General features: G+C 69.8%; 22 protein-coding genes. 9 read left to right on the forward strand and 13 right to left on the reverse strand.

Going from position 1 to position 20,239, the window contains the following annotated elements; genetic code table 11:
* Positions 1-129 precede the first annotated feature (129 nt).
* From rlmB to ABT115_RS05520, 5 genes are all read right to left on the reverse strand, one after another.
* Complete coding sequence (rlmB, locus tag ABT115_RS05500; protein ID WP_351784321.1) at positions 130-1,086, reverse strand: 23S rRNA (guanosine(2251)-2'-O)-methyltransferase RlmB; 957 nt, start codon at positions 1,084-1,086, stop codon at positions 130-132.
* Between the two features lie 85 nt (positions 1,087-1,171).
* Positions 1,172-2,575, reverse strand: a complete 1,404-nt coding sequence (gene cysS, locus ABT115_RS05505) for a cysteine--tRNA ligase (RefSeq protein ID WP_351784323.1) — start codon at positions 2,573-2,575, stop codon at positions 1,172-1,174.
* 101 nt (positions 2,576-2,676) lie between these two features.
* Complete coding sequence (gene ispF / locus ABT115_RS05510; RefSeq protein WP_351784325.1) at positions 2,677-3,180, reverse strand: 2-C-methyl-D-erythritol 2,4-cyclodiphosphate synthase; 504 nt, start codon at positions 3,178-3,180, stop codon at positions 2,677-2,679.
* Complete coding sequence (gene ispD / locus ABT115_RS05515) at positions 3,170-3,916, reverse strand: 2-C-methyl-D-erythritol 4-phosphate cytidylyltransferase (RefSeq protein WP_351784327.1); 747 nt, start codon at positions 3,914-3,916, stop codon at positions 3,170-3,172. The genes ispF and ispD overlap by 11 nt, the downstream gene beginning before the upstream one ends.
* Positions 3,917-4,249: 333 nt before the next feature.
* Positions 4,250-4,732 carry a CarD family transcriptional regulator gene (locus ABT115_RS05520; RefSeq protein ID WP_006380568.1) on the reverse strand — a complete coding sequence of 161 codons (483 nt, stop codon included), beginning with the start codon at positions 4,730-4,732 and terminating at the stop codon, positions 4,250-4,252.
* 619 nt (positions 4,733-5,351) lie between these two features.
* Here ABT115_RS05520 and ABT115_RS05525 point away from each other — a divergent pair.
* Positions 5,352-5,999: a copper chaperone PCu(A)C gene (locus ABT115_RS05525; RefSeq protein ID WP_351784329.1), complete on the forward strand. Its 648-nt coding sequence runs from the start codon at positions 5,352-5,354 to the stop codon at positions 5,997-5,999.
* Between the two features lie 110 nt (positions 6,000-6,109).
* Here ABT115_RS05525 and phoP read toward each other — a convergent pair whose 3' ends face one another.
* The gene (gene phoP, locus ABT115_RS05530; protein WP_502969034.1) at positions 6,110-6,781 is read right to left on the reverse strand and encodes a two-component system response regulator PhoP; all 672 of its coding nucleotides are present in this window, start codon (positions 6,779-6,781) and stop codon (positions 6,110-6,112) included.
* A gap of 5 nt (positions 6,782-6,786) precedes the next feature.
* Entirely contained in the window at positions 6,787-8,061 is a 1,275-nt protein-coding gene (gene phoR, locus ABT115_RS05535; protein ID WP_351784333.1) for a two-component system sensor histidine kinase PhoR, read from the reverse strand.
* A 198-nt stretch (positions 8,062-8,259) separates the two neighbouring features.
* Here phoR and phoU point away from each other — a divergent pair, with 198 nt between their 5' ends.
* Together phoU and ABT115_RS05545 are read left to right on the forward strand one after the other, a co-directional pair.
* Positions 8,260-8,937, forward strand: a complete 678-nt coding sequence (phoU, locus tag ABT115_RS05540) for a phosphate signaling complex protein PhoU (protein WP_351784335.1) — start codon at positions 8,260-8,262, stop codon at positions 8,935-8,937.
* Positions 8,938-9,122: 185 nt separating this feature from the next.
* Complete coding sequence (locus ABT115_RS05545; RefSeq protein WP_351784337.1) at positions 9,123-9,272, forward strand: hypothetical protein; 150 nt, start codon at positions 9,123-9,125, stop codon at positions 9,270-9,272.
* Between the two features lie 96 nt (positions 9,273-9,368).
* Here the strand turns inward: ABT115_RS05545 and ABT115_RS05550 are convergent, their stop codons facing one another.
* A complete protein-coding gene (locus ABT115_RS05550) occupies positions 9,369-10,724 on the reverse strand; it encodes an MDR family MFS transporter (RefSeq protein ID WP_351784339.1) in 1,356 nt (451 codons plus the stop codon).
* 216 nt (positions 10,725-10,940) lie between these two features.
* On the opposite strand from ABT115_RS05550, the gene ABT115_RS05555 reads away from it, so the two are divergent.
* The gene (locus ABT115_RS05555) at positions 10,941-11,702 is read left to right on the forward strand and encodes a phosphoglyceromutase (protein ID WP_351784341.1); all 762 of its coding nucleotides are present in this window, start codon (positions 10,941-10,943) and stop codon (positions 11,700-11,702) included.
* Positions 11,703-11,976: 274 nt separating this feature from the next.
* On the opposite strand, the gene ABT115_RS05560 is transcribed toward ABT115_RS05555, so the two are convergent.
* Entirely contained in the window at positions 11,977-12,117 is a 141-nt protein-coding gene (locus ABT115_RS05560; protein WP_351784343.1) for a hypothetical protein, read from the reverse strand.
* A 133-nt stretch (positions 12,118-12,250) separates the two neighbouring features.
* Here ABT115_RS05560 and ABT115_RS05565 point away from each other — a divergent pair, with 133 nt between their 5' ends.
* Positions 12,251-12,499, forward strand: a complete 249-nt coding sequence (locus ABT115_RS05565; RefSeq protein ID WP_351784345.1) for a hypothetical protein — start codon at positions 12,251-12,253, stop codon at positions 12,497-12,499.
* The gene (locus ABT115_RS05570; RefSeq protein WP_351784347.1) at positions 12,496-12,738 is read left to right on the forward strand and encodes a hypothetical protein; all 243 of its coding nucleotides are present in this window, start codon (positions 12,496-12,498) and stop codon (positions 12,736-12,738) included. Before ABT115_RS05565 ends, ABT115_RS05570 begins: the two co-directional genes overlap by 4 nt.
* Before the next feature lie 66 nt (positions 12,739-12,804).
* Here the strand turns inward: ABT115_RS05570 and ABT115_RS05575 are convergent, their stop codons facing one another.
* The 3 genes from ABT115_RS05575 to mshA all read right to left on the reverse strand — a co-directional run bounded on the left by ABT115_RS05575 (position 12,805) and on the right by mshA (position 15,788).
* Complete coding sequence (locus ABT115_RS05575; protein WP_351784349.1) at positions 12,805-13,596, reverse strand: hypothetical protein; 792 nt, start codon at positions 13,594-13,596, stop codon at positions 12,805-12,807.
* Between the two features lie 325 nt (positions 13,597-13,921).
* Positions 13,922-14,443: a type III secretion system chaperone family protein gene (locus ABT115_RS05580; RefSeq protein ID WP_351784351.1), complete on the reverse strand. Its 522-nt coding sequence runs from the start codon at positions 14,441-14,443 to the stop codon at positions 13,922-13,924.
* The gene (gene mshA, locus ABT115_RS05585; protein WP_351784353.1) at positions 14,436-15,788 is read right to left on the reverse strand and encodes a D-inositol-3-phosphate glycosyltransferase; all 1,353 of its coding nucleotides are present in this window, start codon (positions 15,786-15,788) and stop codon (positions 14,436-14,438) included. The genes ABT115_RS05580 and mshA overlap by 8 nt, the downstream gene beginning before the upstream one ends.
* 214 nt (positions 15,789-16,002) lie before the next feature.
* On the opposite strand from mshA, the gene ABT115_RS05590 reads away from it, so the two are divergent.
* The 3 genes from ABT115_RS05590 (at position 16,003) to ABT115_RS05600 (ending at position 19,854) form a co-directional block, all read left to right on the forward strand.
* Entirely contained in the window at positions 16,003-16,779 is a 777-nt protein-coding gene (locus ABT115_RS05590; RefSeq protein ID WP_351784355.1) for a class I SAM-dependent methyltransferase, read from the forward strand.
* Positions 16,780-17,034: 255 nt separating this feature from the next.
* Complete coding sequence (locus ABT115_RS05595) at positions 17,035-18,108, forward strand: C40 family peptidase (protein ID WP_351784357.1); 1,074 nt, start codon at positions 17,035-17,037, stop codon at positions 18,106-18,108.
* A gap of 339 nt (positions 18,109-18,447) precedes the next feature.
* Positions 18,448-19,854 carry a PP2C family protein-serine/threonine phosphatase gene (locus tag ABT115_RS05600; protein ID WP_351784359.1) on the forward strand — a complete coding sequence of 469 codons (1,407 nt, stop codon included), beginning with the start codon at positions 18,448-18,450 and terminating at the stop codon, positions 19,852-19,854.
* Positions 19,855-19,858: 4 nt separating this feature from the next.
* On the opposite strand, the gene ABT115_RS05605 is transcribed toward ABT115_RS05600, so the two are convergent.
* Positions 19,859-20,194, reverse strand: coding sequence for a DUF2516 family protein (locus ABT115_RS05605; RefSeq protein ID WP_351784361.1), 336 nt, complete (start codon positions 20,192-20,194; stop codon positions 19,859-19,861).
* Positions 20,195-20,239: the final 45 nt, after the last annotated feature.

The raw sequence follows: 20,239 nt of genomic DNA on the forward strand, positions 1-20,239 counted from the left end.
TGTCCACACTCATCTAACCGAGTGATGTGTGTTTAGGACACTGCCTTGACGGGCCTCAAGTGTCCGAGGCCCGTCAATGAGGTCCGGCAGGGGGCGCGCCCGGTCGGCCGCCCCCCGGCCGGGTGCATTTCAGGCCCGGCGCCGCGCGACCTCGTACAGGACGATCCCGGCCGCGACACCCGCGTTCAGCGACTCCGCGCCGCCCGGCATCGAGATGCGGACCCGGTAGTCGCAGGTCTCGCCGACGAGGCGGCCCAGGCCCTTGCCCTCGCTGCCGATGACGATGACGACGGGACCGTCGAGGGCCTCCAGGTCCTCGACGGTGTGCTCACCGTCCGCGGCGAGGCCGACGACGGTGAGCCCGGCCTTCTGGTAGCCCTCCAGGGCCCGGGTCAGGTTCGTCACCCGGGAGACCGGCGTACGCGCCGCCGTGCCGGCCGAGGACTTCCAGGCGCCCGCCGTCATCCCGGCCGCGCGCCGCTCCGGCACGACCACGCCGTGGCCGCCGAACGCGGAGACGGAGCGCACGATCGCACCCAGGTTGCGTGGGTCGGTGACGCCGTCGAGGGCGACGATCAGGGGGTCCTCGCCGTTGTCGTACGCCGCGGCGGTGAGGTCCTCCGGGTGCGCGTACTCGTACGGCGGCACCTGGAGGACGAGGCCCTGGTGGTTCAGGCCGTTCGTCATCCGGTCCAGCTCGACGCGCGGAGCCTCCATCAGGTTGACGTTGCCGCGCTGGCCGGCGAGCTGGAGCGCGTCGCGGACCCGCTCGTCGTTGTCGATGTACTGCTGGACGTACAGCGTCGTCGCCGGAACGCCGTCGCGCAGGGCCTCGTAGACCGGGTTGCGGCCGACGACCATCTCGGACGTGCCCTTGACGCCGCCGCGCCGCGGCGCGGGGCGGCGGGCCGCGGCCTGCTTGGCCTGGGCGTTGGCGATCCGGTTCTTCTTGTGTCCCTTGCGGGCGGAGGCGGGCGGCGTCGGACCCTTGCCTTCGAGGCCACGGCGTCGCTGCCCACCGCTGCCTACCTGCGCGCCCTTCTTGTTGGACGTGCGGCGGTTCCTGCGCTGGCTGTTCCCGGCCATGACCTACCTGTTTCGTTGCTTCTCAGACATGCGTACGTATTAAGTGAAGTGTGCCGCCCGGGACGCCGGGCGGCACATGGGAGGACTACTGGCGCGGGCCGAGTGTCCATCGTGGCCCGGTGGGGCTGTCCTCGATGGCGAGCCCGGACTGGCCCAGCTGGTCGCGGATGGCGTCGGCGGCGGGCCAGTCCTTGCGTTCGCGGGCCGCCTGGCGCTGGTCGAGGACGAGGCGTACGAGGGTGTCGACGACGCCGTGGAGGTCGTCGCCGCGGTCGCTCTCGCCGGCCCAGTGGTCGTCGAGGGGGTCGAGGCCGAGAACGCCGAGCATCGCGCGGACCTCCGCGAGCCGGGCGACGGCGGCTTCCTTGTCGTCCGCCGCGAGTGCGCTGTTGCCCTGGCGGACGGTGGTGTGGACGATGGCGAGGGCCTGGGGGACGCCCAGGTCGTCGTCCATGGCCTCGGCGAAGGCGGGCGGGACCTCGGTGGCGGGCTCGACCGTCTCGCCCGCCTTCTCGGTGACGCGCTGGACGAAGCCCTCGATCCGCGCGAACGCGGACTCGGCCTCGCGCAGGGCCTCCTCGCTGTACTCGATCATCGACCGGTAGTGCGGGGTGCCGAGGTAGTAGCGCAGCACGATCGGACGCCACTGCTTGACCATCTCGCTGACCAGCACGGAGTTGCCGAGGGACTTCGACATCTTCTCGCCGGACATGGTGACCCAGCCGTTGTGGACCCAGTACCTGGCGAACTCGTCGCCGAATGCCTTGGCCTGGGCGATCTCGTTCTCGTGGTGCGGGAAGATCAGGTCGATGCCGCCGCCGTGGATGTCGAAGGCGGTGCCGAGGTACTTGTGGGCCATGGCGGAGCATTCCAGGTGCCAGCCGGGCCGGCCGCGGCCCCACGGGGTCTCCCAGCTGGGTTCGCCGGGCCGGGAGGCCTTCCACATCGCGAAGTCGCGCTGGTCGCGCTTGCCGGTCTCGCCCTCGCCCGACGGCTGGCGCAGGTCGTCCAGGTCCTGGTTGGAGAGCTCCAGATAGCCGGGGAACGACTTCACGTCGAAGTAGACGTTGCCGTCGGCCGCGTAGGCATGACCGCGTTCGATCAGGCCCCGCATCATCTCGATCATCTCGGTGATGTGGCCGGTCGCGCGGGGTTCGTAGGTGGCCGGGAGGCAGCCGAGCACGTCGTAGCCGGCGCTGAACGCCCGCTCGTTCTCGTAGCCGATGGCCCACCACGGGCGACCCTGCTCGGCCGACTTCGTGATGATCTTGTCTTCGATGTCGGTGACGTTCCGGATGAAAGTGACGTCGTAGCCGCGGTAGGCGAACCAGCGGCGCATGATGTCGAAGTTCAGCCCGGACCGGATGTGCCCGATGTGCGGGGCGGCCTGCACGGTCGCGCCACAGAGGTAGATCGAGACACAGCCTGCTGTGAGCGGGACGAAGTCACGGATCTGCCGGGCGCTGGTGTCGTACAGGCGAATAGTCACGCCTCAAGGGTAGTGGGCGCGCACCAGTGCCCCGCGCCTCCTTCGGGATCGCGGGGAAAGCTTGCGGCTGCGAGTGCGGTGGGCGGACGCCGGTATGCGGGTCAGCCCGTGCGGTAGACCAGTGCGGTCGCGATCCCCGCGAGGCCCTCGGCCCGCCCGGTGAAGCCGAGCCCGTCGGAGGTGGCGGCGGAGAGCGAGACGGGCGCCCCCACAGCGGCCGACAGCACCTTCTGCGCCTCGGCGCGCCGCTTGCCGATCTTCGGCCGTACGCCGACGACCTGAACGGCGACATTACCGATCTCGAAGCCTTCGGCCCGTACGATCCGCGCCGCCTCGGTCAGCAGGGTGACTCCGGCGGCGCCGGACCACTCGGGCCGCCCCGTGCCGAAGTGCTGTCCGAGGTCGCCGAGCCCGGCAGCCGAGAAAAGTGCGTTGCACGCGGCGTGCGCGACGACGTCGGCGTCGGAGTGGCCCGCCAGGCCGGGCCCCTCGCCCTCCCACAGCAGTCCCGCGCACCACAGCTCGCGGCCCTCCTCGAAGGCGTGGATGTCCGTGCCGATTCCGACGAGCGGGATCACGGGCCCGGTCCGTTCCTCAGAAACCATCGTTCGCCCTCCTGCGTGCGAGTACCGCCTCGGCCAGCACCAGATCCAGCGGCCGGGTCACCTTGAACGCCTCTTCGTGCCCGGGTACGACCATGACGGGCGCCCCGAGCTGCTCCACCATGCCCGCGTCGTCCGTGGCGCCGTCGCCGCTGACAGCGACGGTCTTGTGCGCGCGCACAAGCGTGTCGCGGTCGAAGCCCTGCGGGGTCTGCACGGCGCGCAGCCTGGCCCGTACGGGCGTACCGAGGACCGGCTCCGGCGCCCCCGGCGGACCGGGCTCGACCTCCTTGACGGTGTCGGCGAGCGGCAGCGCCGGGACGACGGCGGGTGCCCCGTCCCGTACCGCCTCGATCACCGCGTCCACGGTTTCGACGGGCACCAGCGGGCGCGCCGCGTCGTGGACGAGGACGACGGAGACGTCCTCGGGCAGGGCATCGAGGCCGAGCCGCACAGACTCCTGGCGGGTCTCGCCGCCGGGCACCACGAGGTAGTCGGTGCGCTCGGGCAGGGCGTGCTCGTCGAGCAGGTTCTTGACCTCGGGGGCGCCGTCGGGCGGCGCGACGACGACGACCAGGGAGACGGAACGGGACGCCGCCATGGCCCGTACCGCATGGATGAGCATGGGCGTACCACCCAGCGCGCGGAGCGCCTTGGGGGCGCCCGGGCCGAGCCGTACGCCGCGGCCGGCCGCGGGAATCACGGCGGCGGTGCGGTACGGACGCGATGGATCAGGCATCGGTTGCACTCCGAAGTTTCGGCATGTTTGTTTCCACAGCCGACATGGGTATGGCCACAAGCGAGCCGGGCGCCACGCCATGACTCGATCGGGCCCTTTCCGTGACACCCGGTCGAATTCGGACAAGCCGCACCGGTCGCTCGGGATCGGCTACACAAGATCGCGAGCAACGTATCGGGGGGATCGCCGATGAAGCCAACGCATCGGTGAATCAGAACGCAATCCAGACACGTCGTGGCCGAATCCGGACATGCCGCAGGGCCCGACGACGTACCGTGAATACGGTCGTCAGCGGGCACCGCGGCACATTTTTTACGACCGGCGTGAGCCGGTTCAGGACGCGAGTACCTCGTCGAGCAGAGCCTCGGCCTTGTCTTCGTTCGTGTTCTCCGCGAGAGCCAGCTCGCTGACCAGAATCTGGCGAGCCTTGGCGAGCATTCGCTTCTCACCTGCGGAGAGTCCGCGCTCGCGCTCACGACGCCACAGGTCGCGAACAACTTCGGCGACCTTGATGACATCGCCGGAGGCGAGCTTCTCCAGATTTGCCTTGTAGCGCCGGGACCAGTTCGTCGGCTCTTCGGCATACGGTGCGCGCAGCACCTCGAAGACCCGGTCCAGCCCCTCCTGCCCGACTACGTCGCGCACACCCACGAACTCCGCATTGTCCGCCGGCACACGAACCGTCAAGTCGCCCTGGGCGACCTTGAGCACCAAGTAGGTCTTGTCCACGCCTTTGATCTGGCGAGTTTCGATAGCCTCGATCAGCGCGGCCCCGTGATGGGGATAGACCACGGTGTCGCCAACCTTGAACGTCATGTGACAGGTACCCCTTCCGTGGCTATCAAGGGTAACACGAGAACAGCTTCTCCTGAATGGCGTTTCCGCAGGTCAGGGCATATCTCGGGGCTTGACAACAGCAACACGTACGTGCTGCGGCAGGCTCGCGGAAGACGGTATTCGCAGGTCGGAGCGGCTGTACGGGTGGGGCGAAACGCCCACGTTACACGCATCCGAACCCCCCTCCAGAGTGGTCGAACGTCCCATTTTGCCGGTTTCTGGATGATGAACTTTCCGTACTCCGTTCGGAGATCGATCACCCGTACGGACGTAAGTGCGACTCATCAATGGAATTGATCAGCGCCCCGGTGTGATCGGTTATGCGAACGGAATGCGCCACGCTCCATGAATTGATCACCGGCGATATGTGAACGGCGTGTGTCGGCCGGTTTCGGGATGTGCCGGTCCGCAAACGCCGGCCGGGTGCGGGGCCCGAACGGGACCGGCCCCGGGAAGTGTCGGTGCGCGCAGGGGCGGGTCGGGTGCGGGGCCGGAGGGGCGGCTCGGTAGCCTAAGGCCGCTGACACACCCTTAGGGCGGCTTTACGTCGCCCGCCCCTCCCGTCCGCAGTCCGAACGTTCAAGGAGTTGCCGCCGCCGTGAGCCGCAGCCTTCGACACGGCGCCCTCGCCGCCACAGCCATCGTGTTCTCGATCGCCTCGCTCACCGCGTGCGGTGCGGGCAATGACGCCGCGTCGCTCAACGTCAGGCCGGATGCTGCTGCCACCACCTCCGGTGACATCAGCATCCAGAACGCGAACGTCATCACCCAGCCCGAGCGCAACGCCGAGGGCCCTGCCGTCGTCAGTGCGACGCTGTTCAACAACGGCGTCAAGCCGCAGACCCTGGACGCCGTCACCCTGCCGGGTACGAGCGCCGCGGTGGAGCTGCACGCCGCCAAGGGTTCCGGCCCCGTCGTGGTCCCGGCCGGCGGCAGCGTGGTCCTCGGCGGCAAGGGCAACGCGTCCGCCGTGATCGCGAACGGCCGCGAGGCCGCGCAGGCCGGCAATGTGCAGCCCGTCGTCTTCAAGCTCAGCTCGACCGGTGAGATCTCGCTCGGCGCGTCCGTCGTTCCCGCGACCAGCTACTTCACGGGCTTCGGTCCGAGCTCGCTGCCGGTGGCGCCGACGGGCACGCCGTCCGCTTCCGCCTCCGGAACGCCGGGGGCTCCGGCGGCCGGGTCGGAGTCCGACAGCGACAAGGGCACCCCGAGCGACGCCGCATCCGCCTCGTCGCAGACCGGCTGACCGGCTGACCGGCTGACCGGACGCGGGTACACCGTACGCAGGTACGCGGACAGCGGAGGGCGCACTCCCTTTCGGGGGGGGCGTCCTCCGCCGTCCGCGTACGGGCCGGTTTACGGCTCGAACTTGTATCCCAGGCCCCGCACCGTCACCAGGAAGCGCGGTGCGCCCGGGTCGGGCTCGATCTTGGCGCGCAGGCGCTTGACGTGGACATCGAGGGTCTTGGTGTCGCCCACGTAGTCCGCGCCCCAGACCCGGTCGATCAGCTGCATGCGGGTCAGGACCCGGCCGGCGTTGCGCAGCAGCATCTCCAGCAGGTCGAACTCCTTGAGCGGGAGGTCGATCTTGCCGCCGGAGACCGTGACGACGTGGCGGTCCACGTCCATCCGGACCGGGCCCGCCTCCAGGGCGGCCGGCGTGACCTCCTCCGGCTCACCGCGCCGGCGCAGCACCGCGCGGATGCGGGCGACGAGCTCCCGCGAGGAGAACGGCTTGGTGACGTAGTCGTCGGCTCCTATCTCCAGGCCGACGACCTTGTCGATCTCACTGTCCTTGGCCGTGACCATGATCACGGGGACGTTGGACCTGCTGCGCAGCTGGCGGCAGACCTCCGTGCCGGGCAGGCCCGGCAGCATCAGGTCGAGCAGCACCAGGTCGGCGCCGTTGCGCTCGAACTCGTCGAGCCCCTCCGGGCCCGTGGGCGCGATGGCGACTTCGAAGCCTTCCTTACGGAGCATGTAGGACAGGGCGTCGCTGAAGGATTCCTCATCCTCGACGACGAGCACTCGGGTCACGGAAGGACCTCCGGGGCAGGAAATGGTTCAAGGGTGTCGGGGTGAGCGGGTCCGCAGGGGCCCTCGTCGTCGTTGACGATGAGCGGTCCGCCCGATCTGCGGTCCCGTTCCCGTACGGAGCCCGCTTCGGGCAGCCGCAGGGTGAAGGTGGAGCCCTGGCCCTCCGAGCTCCAGACCGTGACCTCCCCGCCGTGCGAGGCGGCCACGTGCTTGACGATGGCGAGGCCGAGGCCGGTGCCACCGGTGGCCCGTGAGCGGGCCGGGTCGACGCGGTAGAAACGTTCGAAGACCCGCTCGCGGTCCTTCTCCGAGATGCCGATGCCCTGGTCGGTCACGGCGATCTCGATCTGGTCCCCGCCGGGTACGGACAGTCGCCTGGCGGCGATACCCACTCGGGTACGGGCCGGGCTGTAGTTGACGGCGTTCTCGACGAGGTTGCCGAGCGCCGCCGCGAGCTGGCCGCGATTGCCCCAGATACGGAGCTCCGCGGTTCCGCCGGCTGCCATGGTGATCTGCTTCGAGCCGGCCTGCTGGCGGCAACGGTCGATGGCCTCGGCCACCAGCTCGTCCACCCGGACCGGCTCGGCGTCCTCCAGCGGGTCGTCGTTCTGCACCCTGGAGAGGTCGATGATCTCCTGTACGAGGTTGGTCAGCCGGGTCGCTTCGATCTGCATCCGCCCCGCGAACCGCTCCACCGCCTCCGGATCGTCGGAGGCGTCCATCACGGCCTCGGAGAGCAGCGACAGCGCGCCGACCGGGGTCTTGAGCTCATGGCTGACGTTGGCGACGAAGTCGCGTCGTACCGCTTCTATACGGCGTGCCTCGGTGAGGTCCTCGACCAGCAGGAGCACCAGCCGGGAGCCCAGCGGGGCGACCCGGGCGGAGACCGCGAGGGCCTCGCCACGGCCCGTACCGCGCCTGGGAAGGTCCAGTTCGACCTGCCGTATCTCACCGTCGCGGCGGGTGTCCCTGGCCATGTGCAGCATCGCGTCGACAGCGAGCCGCCCACCCCTGACCAGTCCCAGCGCATAGGCGGCGGAGCTGGCCTTGACCACGCTGTCGCTCTCGTCGAGCACGACCGCCGAGGAGCTGAGCACGGACAGGACCGTGTCCACCCCGGGGGGCAGGGGGGCGTTGCTGTCAGGCCGCATGGAGGTTCGTGTCGGCTTCTTCTGGTCGCGCTCGCTCCAGCGGAACGCCAGCATGGCGATCACACCGGTGCACGCACCGCCGATCGCCGCAGCTGCGGCGACAGCCGCGTTCACGTCCATACGTCAAGGTTATGCGGGTCCGGGAGGACGCTCCCAGCCATCCGAGTACGTATCCGAACACTCGTCGCCCAGAGTTCACTGAGGAGCAAGGGTTGGTTCACTTGTGCGGCCGGAAGCCGACGCGTACGCCTCCCAGGGTGGCAGCGTGGGGTTCATACCTGGCCCCGGCCTTACACAGAGGACTGGAGAGGGACTTCCATGCGTGACGCGTACCACGAGGAACTCGACTCGATCGGCGAGGGGCTGGTCGAGATGGCCCGGCTCGTCGGGTCGGCGATCGGCCGGGCGACGACGTCCATGCTCGATGCCGATCTCAAGCTCGCGGAGAGCGTGATCGCCGCGGACCAGAAGGTCGACGACCTCCAGCACGACCTGGAGGCGCGGGCCATCGCCCTGCTCGCGCGCCAGCAGCCTGTGGCGACCGATCTGCGGATCGTGGTCACGTCGCTGCGGATGAGCGCCGACCTGGAGCGCTCGGGCGACCTCGCCCAGCATGTCGCCAAGCTGGCCCGGCTGCGGTTCCCGCAGTCGGCTGTGCCGCACGACCTGCACGCCACCATTCTGGAGATGGGGCAGCTGGCGCAGCGCCTGATGGCCAAGGCCGCCCAGGTGATCATCACCAAGGACGTCGATCTGGCGCTCCAGCTGGAGCAGGACGACGACGAGATGGACCTGCTGCACCGCACGCTGTTCCAGCACCTGATGGACGACCGCTGGAAGCACGGCATCGAGACCGCCGTCGACGTGACGCTGCTCGGCCGCTACTACGAGCGCTTCGCCGACCATGCGGTGTCGGTCGCCAAGCGGGTGGTCTACCTGGTGACGGGCGAGCACGCCGACGAGATCCACCAGCAGTCACCGGTGGAGGGCGCGTAACGGCGTACATCGTCGTGTCCGGTCGCACATGTGTCTCCGCGCAGGTGTCTCTGCGCATGTGCGCCGTTGATGCGCCCGCCCAGTTGGGCATGCAATGGGGTGGGGCGGCACGCCTTGTCCGTACGCCCCGGTCGTGCGCGCATCGTTGTGGCGTACGGCCTTGTCGTGCGCAATGAGGAGGAACCATGGCCGATTCCCCCATGACCGACCCACAGCAGGAGACGCCCGCTGAGGTGGTGCACCTGACCGTGCTCGGCGCCTGCGGCTGCGGCTCGGGCTGCGGATGCGGCTGCCAGTCCGGGGCCCCGTGCCAGTGCGGTGGCTGCTCCGGCTGACCGACCGGCCTGTACGGAGCTGGGAGGCGCCCCGCGTGGAGCAGGCTGCTCCACGCGGGGCGCCCGCGTTGTGCGGGCGCCGCCGGGGCGGCGGCCTCAGCCCGTCCGCTCGACAGAGGGCTCGGGTCCGGCGTGGTGACCGCGACCGGCATCGGCGTCGGCACCCGGCCCCACCGGGCCGGCGCTCTCCGCGCCCCGGCTGCTCTCCGCCACCCGGCTGCCCTCGGAGGCCGCCCCGTCCTCCCCCGGCAGGTTCCGCATCAGCAGCCAGTAGCCGAGCGCGGCCCCGGTCCCCAGTACCGCACACGTCCCCCACAGCCATTGCGCCCCGAAACGGTCGATCACCACACCCGACATCAGCGGCGCGACCAGCGCCGCCGCGGCCCAGGACATCGTGTACATGCCCTGGTAGCGGCCGCGGCCCCGGACGGGCGAGAGCCGGACCACCAGACCGGTCTGGACGGGCGAGTTGACGATTTCGGCGACCGTCCAGACGCAGATGGTCAGTGCGTACACAGCGACCGAACCGGCGAACGCGGTGAGCCCGAATCCGTACCCCGCCAGCAACGACGACACAATGAGCAGCCGGCGCGGATCGCGGTGCTGGATGAAGCGGGTGACCGGAATCTGCAGCGCCACGATCAGCACACCGTTCACGGCGATGGCGGTGCCGAAGTCGGAGCTGGAGAACCCGTCCGCCCCCATGGCCACCGGCAGCGCCACATACCCCTGCTGGAAGATCAGCGCGATGACGAAGGACAGCCCGACAACGCTCATGAACCGACCGTCGCGCAGCACGGTGGAGAGCCGGACCTCGTCCGCGCCGGTGACCGCACGCCCGGACACCGCCGACTTCTCCGGCCGTGACTCGGGCACCTTCATGAACACGACGAAGGCACAGACGAGCGTCATCGCGGCCTCGCCGAGGAACCCGGCGAGATAGCTGTACTCAGCGACGAAACCGGCCCCGGCCGACGAGACGGCGAAGCCGAGATTGATCGCCCAGTAGTTGAGCGAGAAGGCCCGCACCCGGTCCTCGGGCCGGACTATGTCGGCCATCATGGCCTGCACGGCGGGCCGCGAGGCGTTGCTGGCCATGCCGACGACGAAGGCGACGGCCGCGATCGCCGCCGGATGGACCATGAACCCGAGCACGGCCACGGACACGGCGGTCGAGGTCTGCGCGATGAGCATGGTGGGCCGGCGGCCCAGCCGGTCGGTCATCACCCCCGCACCGAGCGAGGAGACGACCCCGCCGAGCCCGTGCAGCGCGGCGACCAGACCGGCGTACGAGGCGGAGTAGCCCCGGTCCAGGGTCAGGTAGAGCGCCATGAACGTGGCGACGAACGCCCCGAGGCGGTTGACCAGCGTGCTGGTCCACAGCCACCAGAACTCCCTGGGGAGACCCGACACGGACTCGCGTGCGGCCCGTCTGATACCGGCGACAGACATACGGAATCCCCCCAGGGAAGCACGGAACGGACACCGACGGTAAGAGGCCCGCCGACTGTCCGAACATTACGAATCCCGGATTCCGGTCCGCCAGTCAATTGACGCCGACTGCCAATCGTTGCAGCCACGGGCCCCGTCGCGCACCGCTCCCGCCCCGCCTGCCCGCCCTGTGACCGGCCGCGCAGCGCCCGAACGGCTTCGATTACGCTCGGACCCATGGCCGACGCACCGTACAAGCTGATCCTCCTCCGCCACGGCGAGAGCGAATGGAACGCGAAGAACCTGTTCACCGGCTGGGTGGACGTCAACCTCACGGAGAAGGGCGAGAAGGAGGCAGTCCGCGGCGGTGAGCTGCTCAAGGACGCCGGCCTGCTCCCCGATGTCCTGCACACCTCCCTCCAGAAGCGCGCCATCCGCACCGCGCAGCTCGCGCTGGAAGCCGCGGACCGCCACTGGATCCCCGTCCACCGCTCCTGGCGGCTGAACGAGCGCCACTACGGCGCCCTCCAGGGCAAGGACAAGGCGCAGACGCTCGCCGAGTTCGGCGAGGAGCAGTTCATGCTCTGGCGCCGCTCGTACGACACCCCGCCGCCCGCCCTCGAGGACGGCACCGAGTTCTCCCAGAGCGACGACCCGCGCTACGCGACGATCCCGCCGGAGCTGCGCCCGCGCACCGAGTGCCTCAAGGACGTCGTCGTCCGCATGCTGCCGTACTGGTACGACGGCATCGTCCCGGACCTCCTGGCCGGCCGCACGGTCCTGGTCGCCGCCCACGGCAACAGCCTCCGCGCCCTGGTCAAGCACCTCGACGGCATCTCCGACGGCGACATCGCGGGCCTGAACATCCCGACCGGCATCCCGCTCGCCTACGAGCTGGACGCCGACTTCCGCCCGATCAAGCCGGGCGGCACGTACCTCGACCCGGACGCGGCGAAGGCAGCCATCGAGGCCGTGAAGAACCAGGGCAAGAAGAAGTAAGCCCGCACGAATAGGCCCCCTACCCGTGGTTTTCCCGTGAGTAGGGGGCTTGTTGCTGCGCCGGGGCCGTCTGCCGTCAGGTGCGGGACAGGCCGGAGTCGGCGCTCCCACGGCGAGTACGTCGACGGTCAGGCGATTGCGGATCACGCCCAGCACCGCGGGCTCCAGGGCCCGGGCGGTGGCGATCTGACGGTCCAGCACCTGGCCGGTGGTGAGTTGCGCGGTGTCGGGGATGTCGTCGAAGTGGTGGAGAGCCGGATGGTGTTCAGCCGTCTCACGGCCTCACGGCACTCACCACGTCGTCGAACTCCACCATGAACCCCCTGGCCTCATCGGCCAGTTGCGCGGCGATGCGGCTCTTGCCGACGCCGGACGCTCCACCGAGCCGCAATATGTCCCACGATGCTCCTGCCACGGGCGAACGTATCGCGTGGGCTCTGCGTCGGCCGCGCCCTCTGGCGCTACCGTGACCCCAAGCACCGGCCCGCACATGGGCGGAGCCGATCTGACGGGCCGTGCGGAGAGCAAGGAGAGCGGGGAGAGCAACCATGGGCGAGCCCCTGAAGACCTTCGTCGGCGGCGCCGAAGTCGACGTACCCAACAGCATTCCGGACATCCGGGCCACCCTGCCCGAAGAGAGACGCGAGGAGTTCGACCGCGCCATCAACGACGCCGGTGTGGGCGAGATCCAGGCGGTCATGCGGCACTGGATGCTGGAGGCCGTACCCGATCCGGAAGCCGAGAAGATCCTGGACCGGCTGGCGCAGGACGAGGCCGAGAGGCGGAGCGTCGCTTGAGCTTCCGCATCTCCTACGCCCCGCCCGCCGACGACTCCCTGGCCAAGATGCGCGACGGCAAGGCCTTCCGGGACGAGATGGCCCGCACCCTGGGCCTGGACCCCTACGGACACGGATCATCCGCCGTCAAGAGCGAGCGCGACCGTCGCGAGGCGACGGTCGCCGGGTCGATCGTGCTCTATTACGTCTCCGGATCGGTTCTGATCGTCACCGTGGTGAGACTCGTCCCGCTCCCCTGAACCGGCGCCGGACCGAGGGGATACCTCAGCCGCCCGACGGGAGACGCACCAAGCGGCGGCCGCCCCCTATGCCAGTTTCGCGGCCTGGGCCTCGACCACCGCGGTCGGCAGCTCGAAGTCCCCACCCCCGCCCATCGCGGCCAGGTTCATCGAGGAGAACGAGGCGAACGTGGGACCCTGGCGCAGGGCCACCAGCTTCAACTTGCCCTTCTCGCCGCCCTGTTCCAGCTGAACCGTCCAGGCGACCGCTTCCTCGCCGCCCTTGACCTGCTCCTCGGTGATCTTGATGACCTTCTGCTTCTCACCGTCTGCCGTGAAGTCGAACCCGCCTGCACAGTCGGTGGCGGCGGTGCGCAGCGAGGCGACCGACTCCTCCGCGCCCTTGCTGTCGTACGAGCCGAGGGCCAGCTGGGTCTTCGTGATGTCGAACGCGGCCTTGAACGCTTCTTCGGCGTTCGCGCCGTCCTGCTTGTCCATGCTGCCCTTCTTGGGCTCGCTGACGACCGTCCGCTTGGTGAACGCCGCGGGCTCACCGATCTGCGCCCCCATCAGCGCGTCGGCGAACGGGGCGCATACCTCCTTCTCGATCTTGATGTCATCGGCGGAGATATCGTCCTTGGCCGCAACCTTGGTGATTTTGTGCCCCTTGACGTCACCCTGGGCCAGCGCGGCCTTCTCCAGTTCGACGGCGGTCAGTGCCTTGGCGGCCGGCTTCGCGGCGGCGGACTCCTTGCCCTTGGCATCCGACCCCTTGTCACCGGAACCGGAGTCCGAACCGCCACCGCATGCGGTGACGAGCAGGGCCAGGGACACCGCGGTGGCGGCAACAGCGGTACGGCGTATGGCGGTAGATCGCATGGTCCGGTCCGTCTCTCTGAACTGGGGCTTCGGAATTTGCTCACTCTATGGGCGGGATTTGGTTTGACGATCAATCAAATCGGGCATGGGATGTGATCGTGACGGCGCCGTGATCAACCTGTGAAGGCGCCGTCTGCCGCCGCGAGTCGGATCAAATATCGCCACAGAGGGGCAATTCGCCCCATGCAGCCAGATGACACAACCGCAGCCGTTCTCCGGTCCGTTGGCGTGACGGAGGACCGGATCGCGGCATTGCGGGTACGGGACCGACCAGCGACCCGCAGTGCCCGTTCTCGGCCCGGTCGGCCGAAAGCCGAGTCGAAGGTCAGCCGGCAGGGCGTTGGGTCAGATGCGTGAACGCGTCCAGGTTCCGCGTGGACTCACCGCGCGACACCCGCCACTCGTACTCCTTGCGGATCGCGCTCGCGAAGCCCAGCTCCAGCAAGGTGTTGAACGCGCCGTCGGCCGCTTCGAGGACCGTGCCGAGCAGCCGGTCCAGCTCCTGTGGGGTGATCACGGAGAGCGGCAGCTTGCCGACCAGATAGATGTCGCCGAGCGGGTCGATCGCGTAACTCACGCCGAAAAGGCGGAGGTTGCGCTCCAGCAGCCAGCGGTGCACCGCCGCGTCGTTCTCGTCCGGGTGGCGGACGACGAAGGCGTTGAGGGAGAGCGAGTGCTTGCCGACGCGCAGCGAGCAGGTGGTGGACAGCTTCCGCGTGCCGGGCAGCTTGACGACGTAGCTGCCGGGTTCGGGGCTCTCCCATTCGAGCTCGGCGTCCTTCAGGGTCGCCTCGATGATCTGCGCAACCTGCGTCGTCGTCACCGCTTCGTCGGGTACGTCAGCCATGGTGCGAGCGTACGCGACGGCGGTGTTCGTGCATCGCGGCCGTGTACACGCCAGCGGTCGCGGACGCGGCGGTGTCCCAGCCGAAGCCCCGCGCGTGCGCGGCGGCCGCCGCGCCCATTCGGGCGACCAGTTCCGGCGCCTCGGCGAACCGGCCCAGCGCCTGTGCGTACGCCTGCGGGTCGTGCCCGGGTATCAGGAAGCCGCTGACCCCGTCCCGTACCGCCACCGGAAGACCGCCCACCGCCGCCGCGACGACCGGGGTACCCGCCGCCTGGGCCTCGATGGCCACCAGGCCGAAGGACTCGCTGTACGAGGGCATGACCAGCACCGAAGCGGCCCGGAACCAGTCGGCGAGCTGGTCCTGCACGACCGGCGGCTGGAACCGTACGACATCGGCGATGCCCAGCCGCGCCGCCAGCTTCTGCAGGCCTTCCGGCTTGGCGAGCCCGCTGCCACTGGGGCCGCCGACGACCGGTACGACCATCCGGCCACGCAGCGAGGGGTCGCGGTCCAGCAGGGCGGCGACGGCCCGCAGCAGCACGTCCGGGGCCTTGAGCGGCTGGATGCGGCCCGCGAAGAGCGGAATCAGGGCGTCCTTCGGCAGCCCCAGGCGCGCCCGGGCCGCGGCGCGCCCGTCGGCGGGGCGGAAGCAGTCGAGGTTGACCCCGGGGTGGACGACGGCGACGGACCCGGGATCGGCCTCGTAGAAGCGGATGAGCTCATCCGCTTCCTCGGCGGTGTTCGCGATCAGCCGGTCCGCCGCGCTGACGATCTGGGTCTCGCCGATGACGCGGGCGGCAGGCTCGGGGGTGTCGCCCTCCGCGAGCGCCGCGTTCTTGACCTTTGCCATGGTGTGCATGGCGTGGACGAGCGGGACACCCCAGCGCTGGGCGGCGAGCCAGCCGACATGGCCGGAGAGCCAGTAGTGGGAGTGGACCAGATCGTAGTAGCCGGGGCGCTGGCCGGCCCACGCCTGCATGACTCCGTGTGTGAAGGCACAGAGCTGGGCGGGCAGTTCCTCCTTGGCCAGACCTTCGTACGGCCCCGCGTCGACATGCCGGACCAGGACACCGGGCGCCAGCTCGACCGTCGGGGGCAGCGCGCCGGTGGTGGACCGGGTGAAGATCTCGACCTCGATGTTGATCGCTGCGAGGCGCTTGGCCAGCTCCACGATGTAGACGTTCATGCCGCCCGCGTCACCCGTGCCCGGCTGATGCAGGGGCGAGGTATGCACGGAGAGCATCGCGATGCGGCGGGGTTTGCGGTGCCCGCCGGGGAAAGCGGTGGGAAACCTGAGGCGCGGCGCGACACGGCTGCTGCCGAGCCGGGAGACGTACTGACTCACGTCGTCCGGTCCTCCTCACTCAGGGCACGACGCCGAGGGGACCTGGCCCCTTCGAGGTCTGCAACAGCGGAATCTCTCCTTTCATTTCCGCTTTACCAAAACGTTGCAGTGAAAGGGCCGGGGGCCGGAGCACCCCGTGCCGCCCACCGGGCCGGACCTGGACCGGGCACCCCGCGCCGCCTTCCGCCGCCCGCGAGATCGTTACGCTCGCTTCATGCGCCCCATCGGCACCGCGACCCGCGGGACCACCAACCCGAACCGGCTCCGCCGCATGGACCGCTGGATCGCCGCCACCCACGGCCCGGTCCTACGCCGCGCCGACACCCCCGTCGCCGTCGACCTCGGGTACGGCGCCGCCCCCTGGACCGCCGTCGAGCTGCTGCAGCGCCTGCGCACTGCCGAGCCGCGCACGGCGGTGGTCGGCATCGAGATCGCGCCGGAGCGGGTCGCGGCGGCGAAGCCGTACGAACGTGAGGGCCTCACCTTCCTGCACGGCGGCTTCGAGATACCGCTCCCCGAGCGCCCCGACCTCATCAGGGCCGCGAATGTGCTGCGCCAGTACGACGAGGGCGAGGTCATCGCGGTCTGGCAGCGGCTGTGCGCGCGCCTCGCGCCGGGCGGGTTGCTGGTCGAGGGCACCTGCGACGAGATCGGGCGCCGGCACGTATGGGTGGCGCTCGGTCCGGAAGGCCCGCGCACGGTGACGTTCGCGACCCGGCTCGCCTCCCTGGACCGCCCCTCCGACCTCGCGGAACGCCTGCCCAAGGCGCTGATCCACCGCAATGTGCCGGGCGAACCGGTCCACGCGTTCCTGCGGGACTTCGACCGGGCGTGGGCCGCGGCCGCCCCGTACGCCTCACTGGGTGCCCGGCAGCGCTGGATCACGGCGGTGCGGGCGCTGTCGAGCGACTGGCCGCTGGCGGACGGGGTACGCCGGTGGCGCCAGGGCGAAGTCACGGTGAAGTGGTCCGCCCTCCGGCCCAACGGATAGCCCGACACACGCGCTGAACAGACCCGGCGCACACCTGTCCGGTCAGGCGCGCGGGAACGCGGGCTGGGCATCGTTCGTCAGGACGATGGGAAGCGATTCCCGGACGCGGGGAGCGATCCTCGGGGCGTTGGTCGAGCTGTGTGACCGTCAGGGCGGCAGGTGTGTGGCTCTGTTGCTTTTGGGTACGGCATGGCACGATCTCGTCATCGACAGAAGTTACTGACGGTCAATCAGTTTCATTCGGAGGGGGATCCCGTGAACCGACGTCACGTTGCCGCAGCCGCGATCACTCTGGCCTGCGCACTGACCGCACTCACGGCGCCGGTTCAGGCTTTCGCCGCGCCCGCACCCCCCTCTCCCTCCGTGACGCAGCCCCGATCGGAGTCAAAGAAGCCGAAGAGCCTCGAAGAGGTACGCCAGGAGATCGACGCCCTCTACCGCAAGGCCGGGGCGGCCACCGACGCGTACAACCTCGCCGAGGAACGAACCAAGAAGCAGTCCGGTGAGATCGTCAGACTGGCCAAGGCCATCGTCGAGGGCCAGTCGAAGATCGCCGAGCTCAAGAACCAGGCGGGCGCCCAGGCCCGCGAGCAGTACCGCACCGGCGGACTGCCGCCCGGCGCCCAGCTGATGCTCAGCGACGACCCGCAGCTGTTCCTCGACGGGGTGAGCCGGGTCAGGGAGGGCCAGCAGGCCGCCCAGGGCGTCCTCGGTGAACTGACCAGGACCCAGCAGGACCTGGAGACGTATACCCAGGACGCGAGCGCCAACTGGAAGAAGCTCGAAGCCAATCGTCTCAAGCAGGCCGAGGCCAAGAAGAAGATCAACGCGCAGATCGCCGCGGCGAAGAAGCTGGAATCCCAGCTGGAGAAGGAGGAGCGGGCCCGCCTGCTCAAGCTGGAGCAGGAGGCCGAGTACAAACTGCAGACGGCCTGGCTCGGCTCCGGCGCCTTGAAGGACATCAACCGCAAGGCGAGCGCGAGCGGCAAGAAGGCGGTGGCCTTCGCGACCGCGCAGATCGGCAAGCCGTACGTCTGGGGGGCCGAGGGCCCCGGTTCGTACGACTGCTCGGGGCTGACGTCACAGGCCTGGGCGGCGGCGGGCCAGCCGATCCCCCGCACCTCGCAGGAGCAGTGGCGGCTGCTGCCCCGCATCGCGATCAAGGACATGCGCCCCGGCGACCTGATCATCTACCACGGCGACGCCAGCCACGTGGGCATGTACATCGGGGACGGCGCCATCATCCACGCCCCCCGCCCCGGCCGGAACGTCACGGTGGCGGGCGCGGGCTCGATGCAGATCCTCGGCGTGGTCCGCCCGGACAAGTAGTGAGCGCTGCCCGGACGAACAGATCAAGCCCAAACGGCAAAAATCAATCTCGCCCGGCAATTGGGGACAAAGAGCCTATCTGGGACGCCCCGCGGGAGTGACCCGCATCACTCACCCCCCGCCGCCCCGCGTGACCTTGGTCATGCCCCGGCCCTCGGCCCCGCCCCCACACATCTCGCCGGATCCGTGACCTGAGCGGCTTATGGCGGCGCATATGACAACGAGCGACCGCGGTACGCCGTTCCGTGCCCCCACCGCGGACCGCTAATGTCCCCGTCTGGCGGGTCGTCGATCGTCGTTCCGCCGCGCCCTCGGGGGGAGGGAAGGAAACCCGAACCGATGCCCGTACCCGTACCGCAGCGGCGCGCCATGCCCGCTGCGGAGGCCTCCCACGGCGCCGACCTCACCCTCCTGGTGGTCGAGGACGACCCGGCGGGCACCTTCACCGTCCCCGAGCTCCCGGCCACAGCCGGCACGCGGGTCCGTGTCCGCACCGCCCGCAACCTGACGGAAGCGGGCCGGCTCCTCACGGACGACGTGGACTGCATTCTGCTGGACCTGGCCCTGCCGACCGACAGCGAGACCCGCTCCGCCCCCACCGAGGGATCCGACGAGCTCGCCACCCTCAAGCACGTCCTGCGGATCGCCCCGCGCCACGCCGTCCTCGCCCTCACGGCGGAGGACGACGCCGAGCTCGCTGCCGAGGCGGTACGGGTCGGCGCCCAGGACTACCTCTTCCGCGGCGAACTCGACGGGCGGCTGCTCAGCCGCGCCATCCGTTACGCCGTCGAACGCAAGCGCGCCGACGTCGCCCAGCACCAGCTCACCGAGTCCCGGCTGCGCGCCCAGGAGAACGCCCGCCTCGAACGCGGCCTGCTCCCCACCCCGCTCCTCGAAGGCTCCGATCTGCGCTTCGCGGCCCGCTACCGCCCCGGCCGCAGCCGCGCGCTGCTCGGCGGGGACTTCTACGACACGGTCCGTACGCCCGACGGCACCATCCACGCGATGATCGGCGACGTCTGCGGACACGGCCCGGACGAGGCGGCACTCGGCGTCGAACTGCGCATAGCGTGGCGGGCGTTGACCCTGGCCGGACTCTGCGGCGACGAACTGCTCACCACGCTCCAGCAGGTCCTGGAGCACGAGCGGGAGAGCGAGGAGATCTTCGCGACGCTCTGCACCGTCGACATCGCCCCCGACGGCCGGCACGCCGGCCTCTTCCTGGCGGGCCACCCCGCCCCGCTGATCGCCCGGCACGGACGGACCGCACACCTCCTCCCGTACGAGTACGGCGGCCCAGCCCTGGGTCTGCTGCCGCGCAACGCCCTTCCCCAGGCTGTTCGAGCAGGGGAGGGCCCATGGCCACGCCGACAGGTGGAGCTCGGCGGCTCCTGGAGCCTGATGATGTACACGGACGGGCTGATCGAGGGACGCGTGGGGCCGGGCTGCACTCAGCGGCTCGGCGAGGACGGCATGGTCGCGATGATCAACCGCCAACTGGCTCAGGGACTCGCCGGCGAGGAACTCCTGGAGGCCGCGGTCACCCGGGTGCGGGAGCTGAACGGCGGCGAACTGACCGACGACGTCGCGGTCCTGCTGCTCGACCGCGACCAGGGATACATCCGCCAACGGGGCCCGAACGGCGACCGGGGCCGGAGCATCCCGTGCCCCAGCCCCGAGTCGGCATCACCCACGGTCCCCGCAGACACCGCAAGTCCTGCGAACGCTCAACGCCCGCCGTTGTAGACGCTCAACGCCCGCCGTTGTAGGGGCCGTACGGCCCGTCGCTGCTGGAACCACCGCGCCGGCCGCGGCCACCCGAGACCGCCTTCAGCGCGGGCCGTACGTCCACCAGGAAGACGATGGACGCGACCGCGCCCGCAAGCTGCAGGAACAGCATCGGCACGAAGAGATTCACGGCGACGGTGATACCAAGAATGATCAGCCAGAAGGACTTCTTCTGCTTGTCCGCGGCCCGGTAGGCATCCTCACGGGCCATCGCGGCCATGACCAGTGCGACCACGGCCAGGACGAGCAAGACCATGTACAGCAGCGAGACGAATGTGCTGAATCCTGTGAGCAACATGGTGTGCACCGCCTAATAAGTGAATGAGCGCCTCGCGGCCAAGGT

It is taken from the genome of Streptomyces sp. NPDC001832 (assembly GCF_040297265.1).
In the GTDB taxonomy this organism is placed as follows: domain Bacteria; phylum Actinomycetota; class Actinomycetes; order Streptomycetales; family Streptomycetaceae; genus Streptomyces.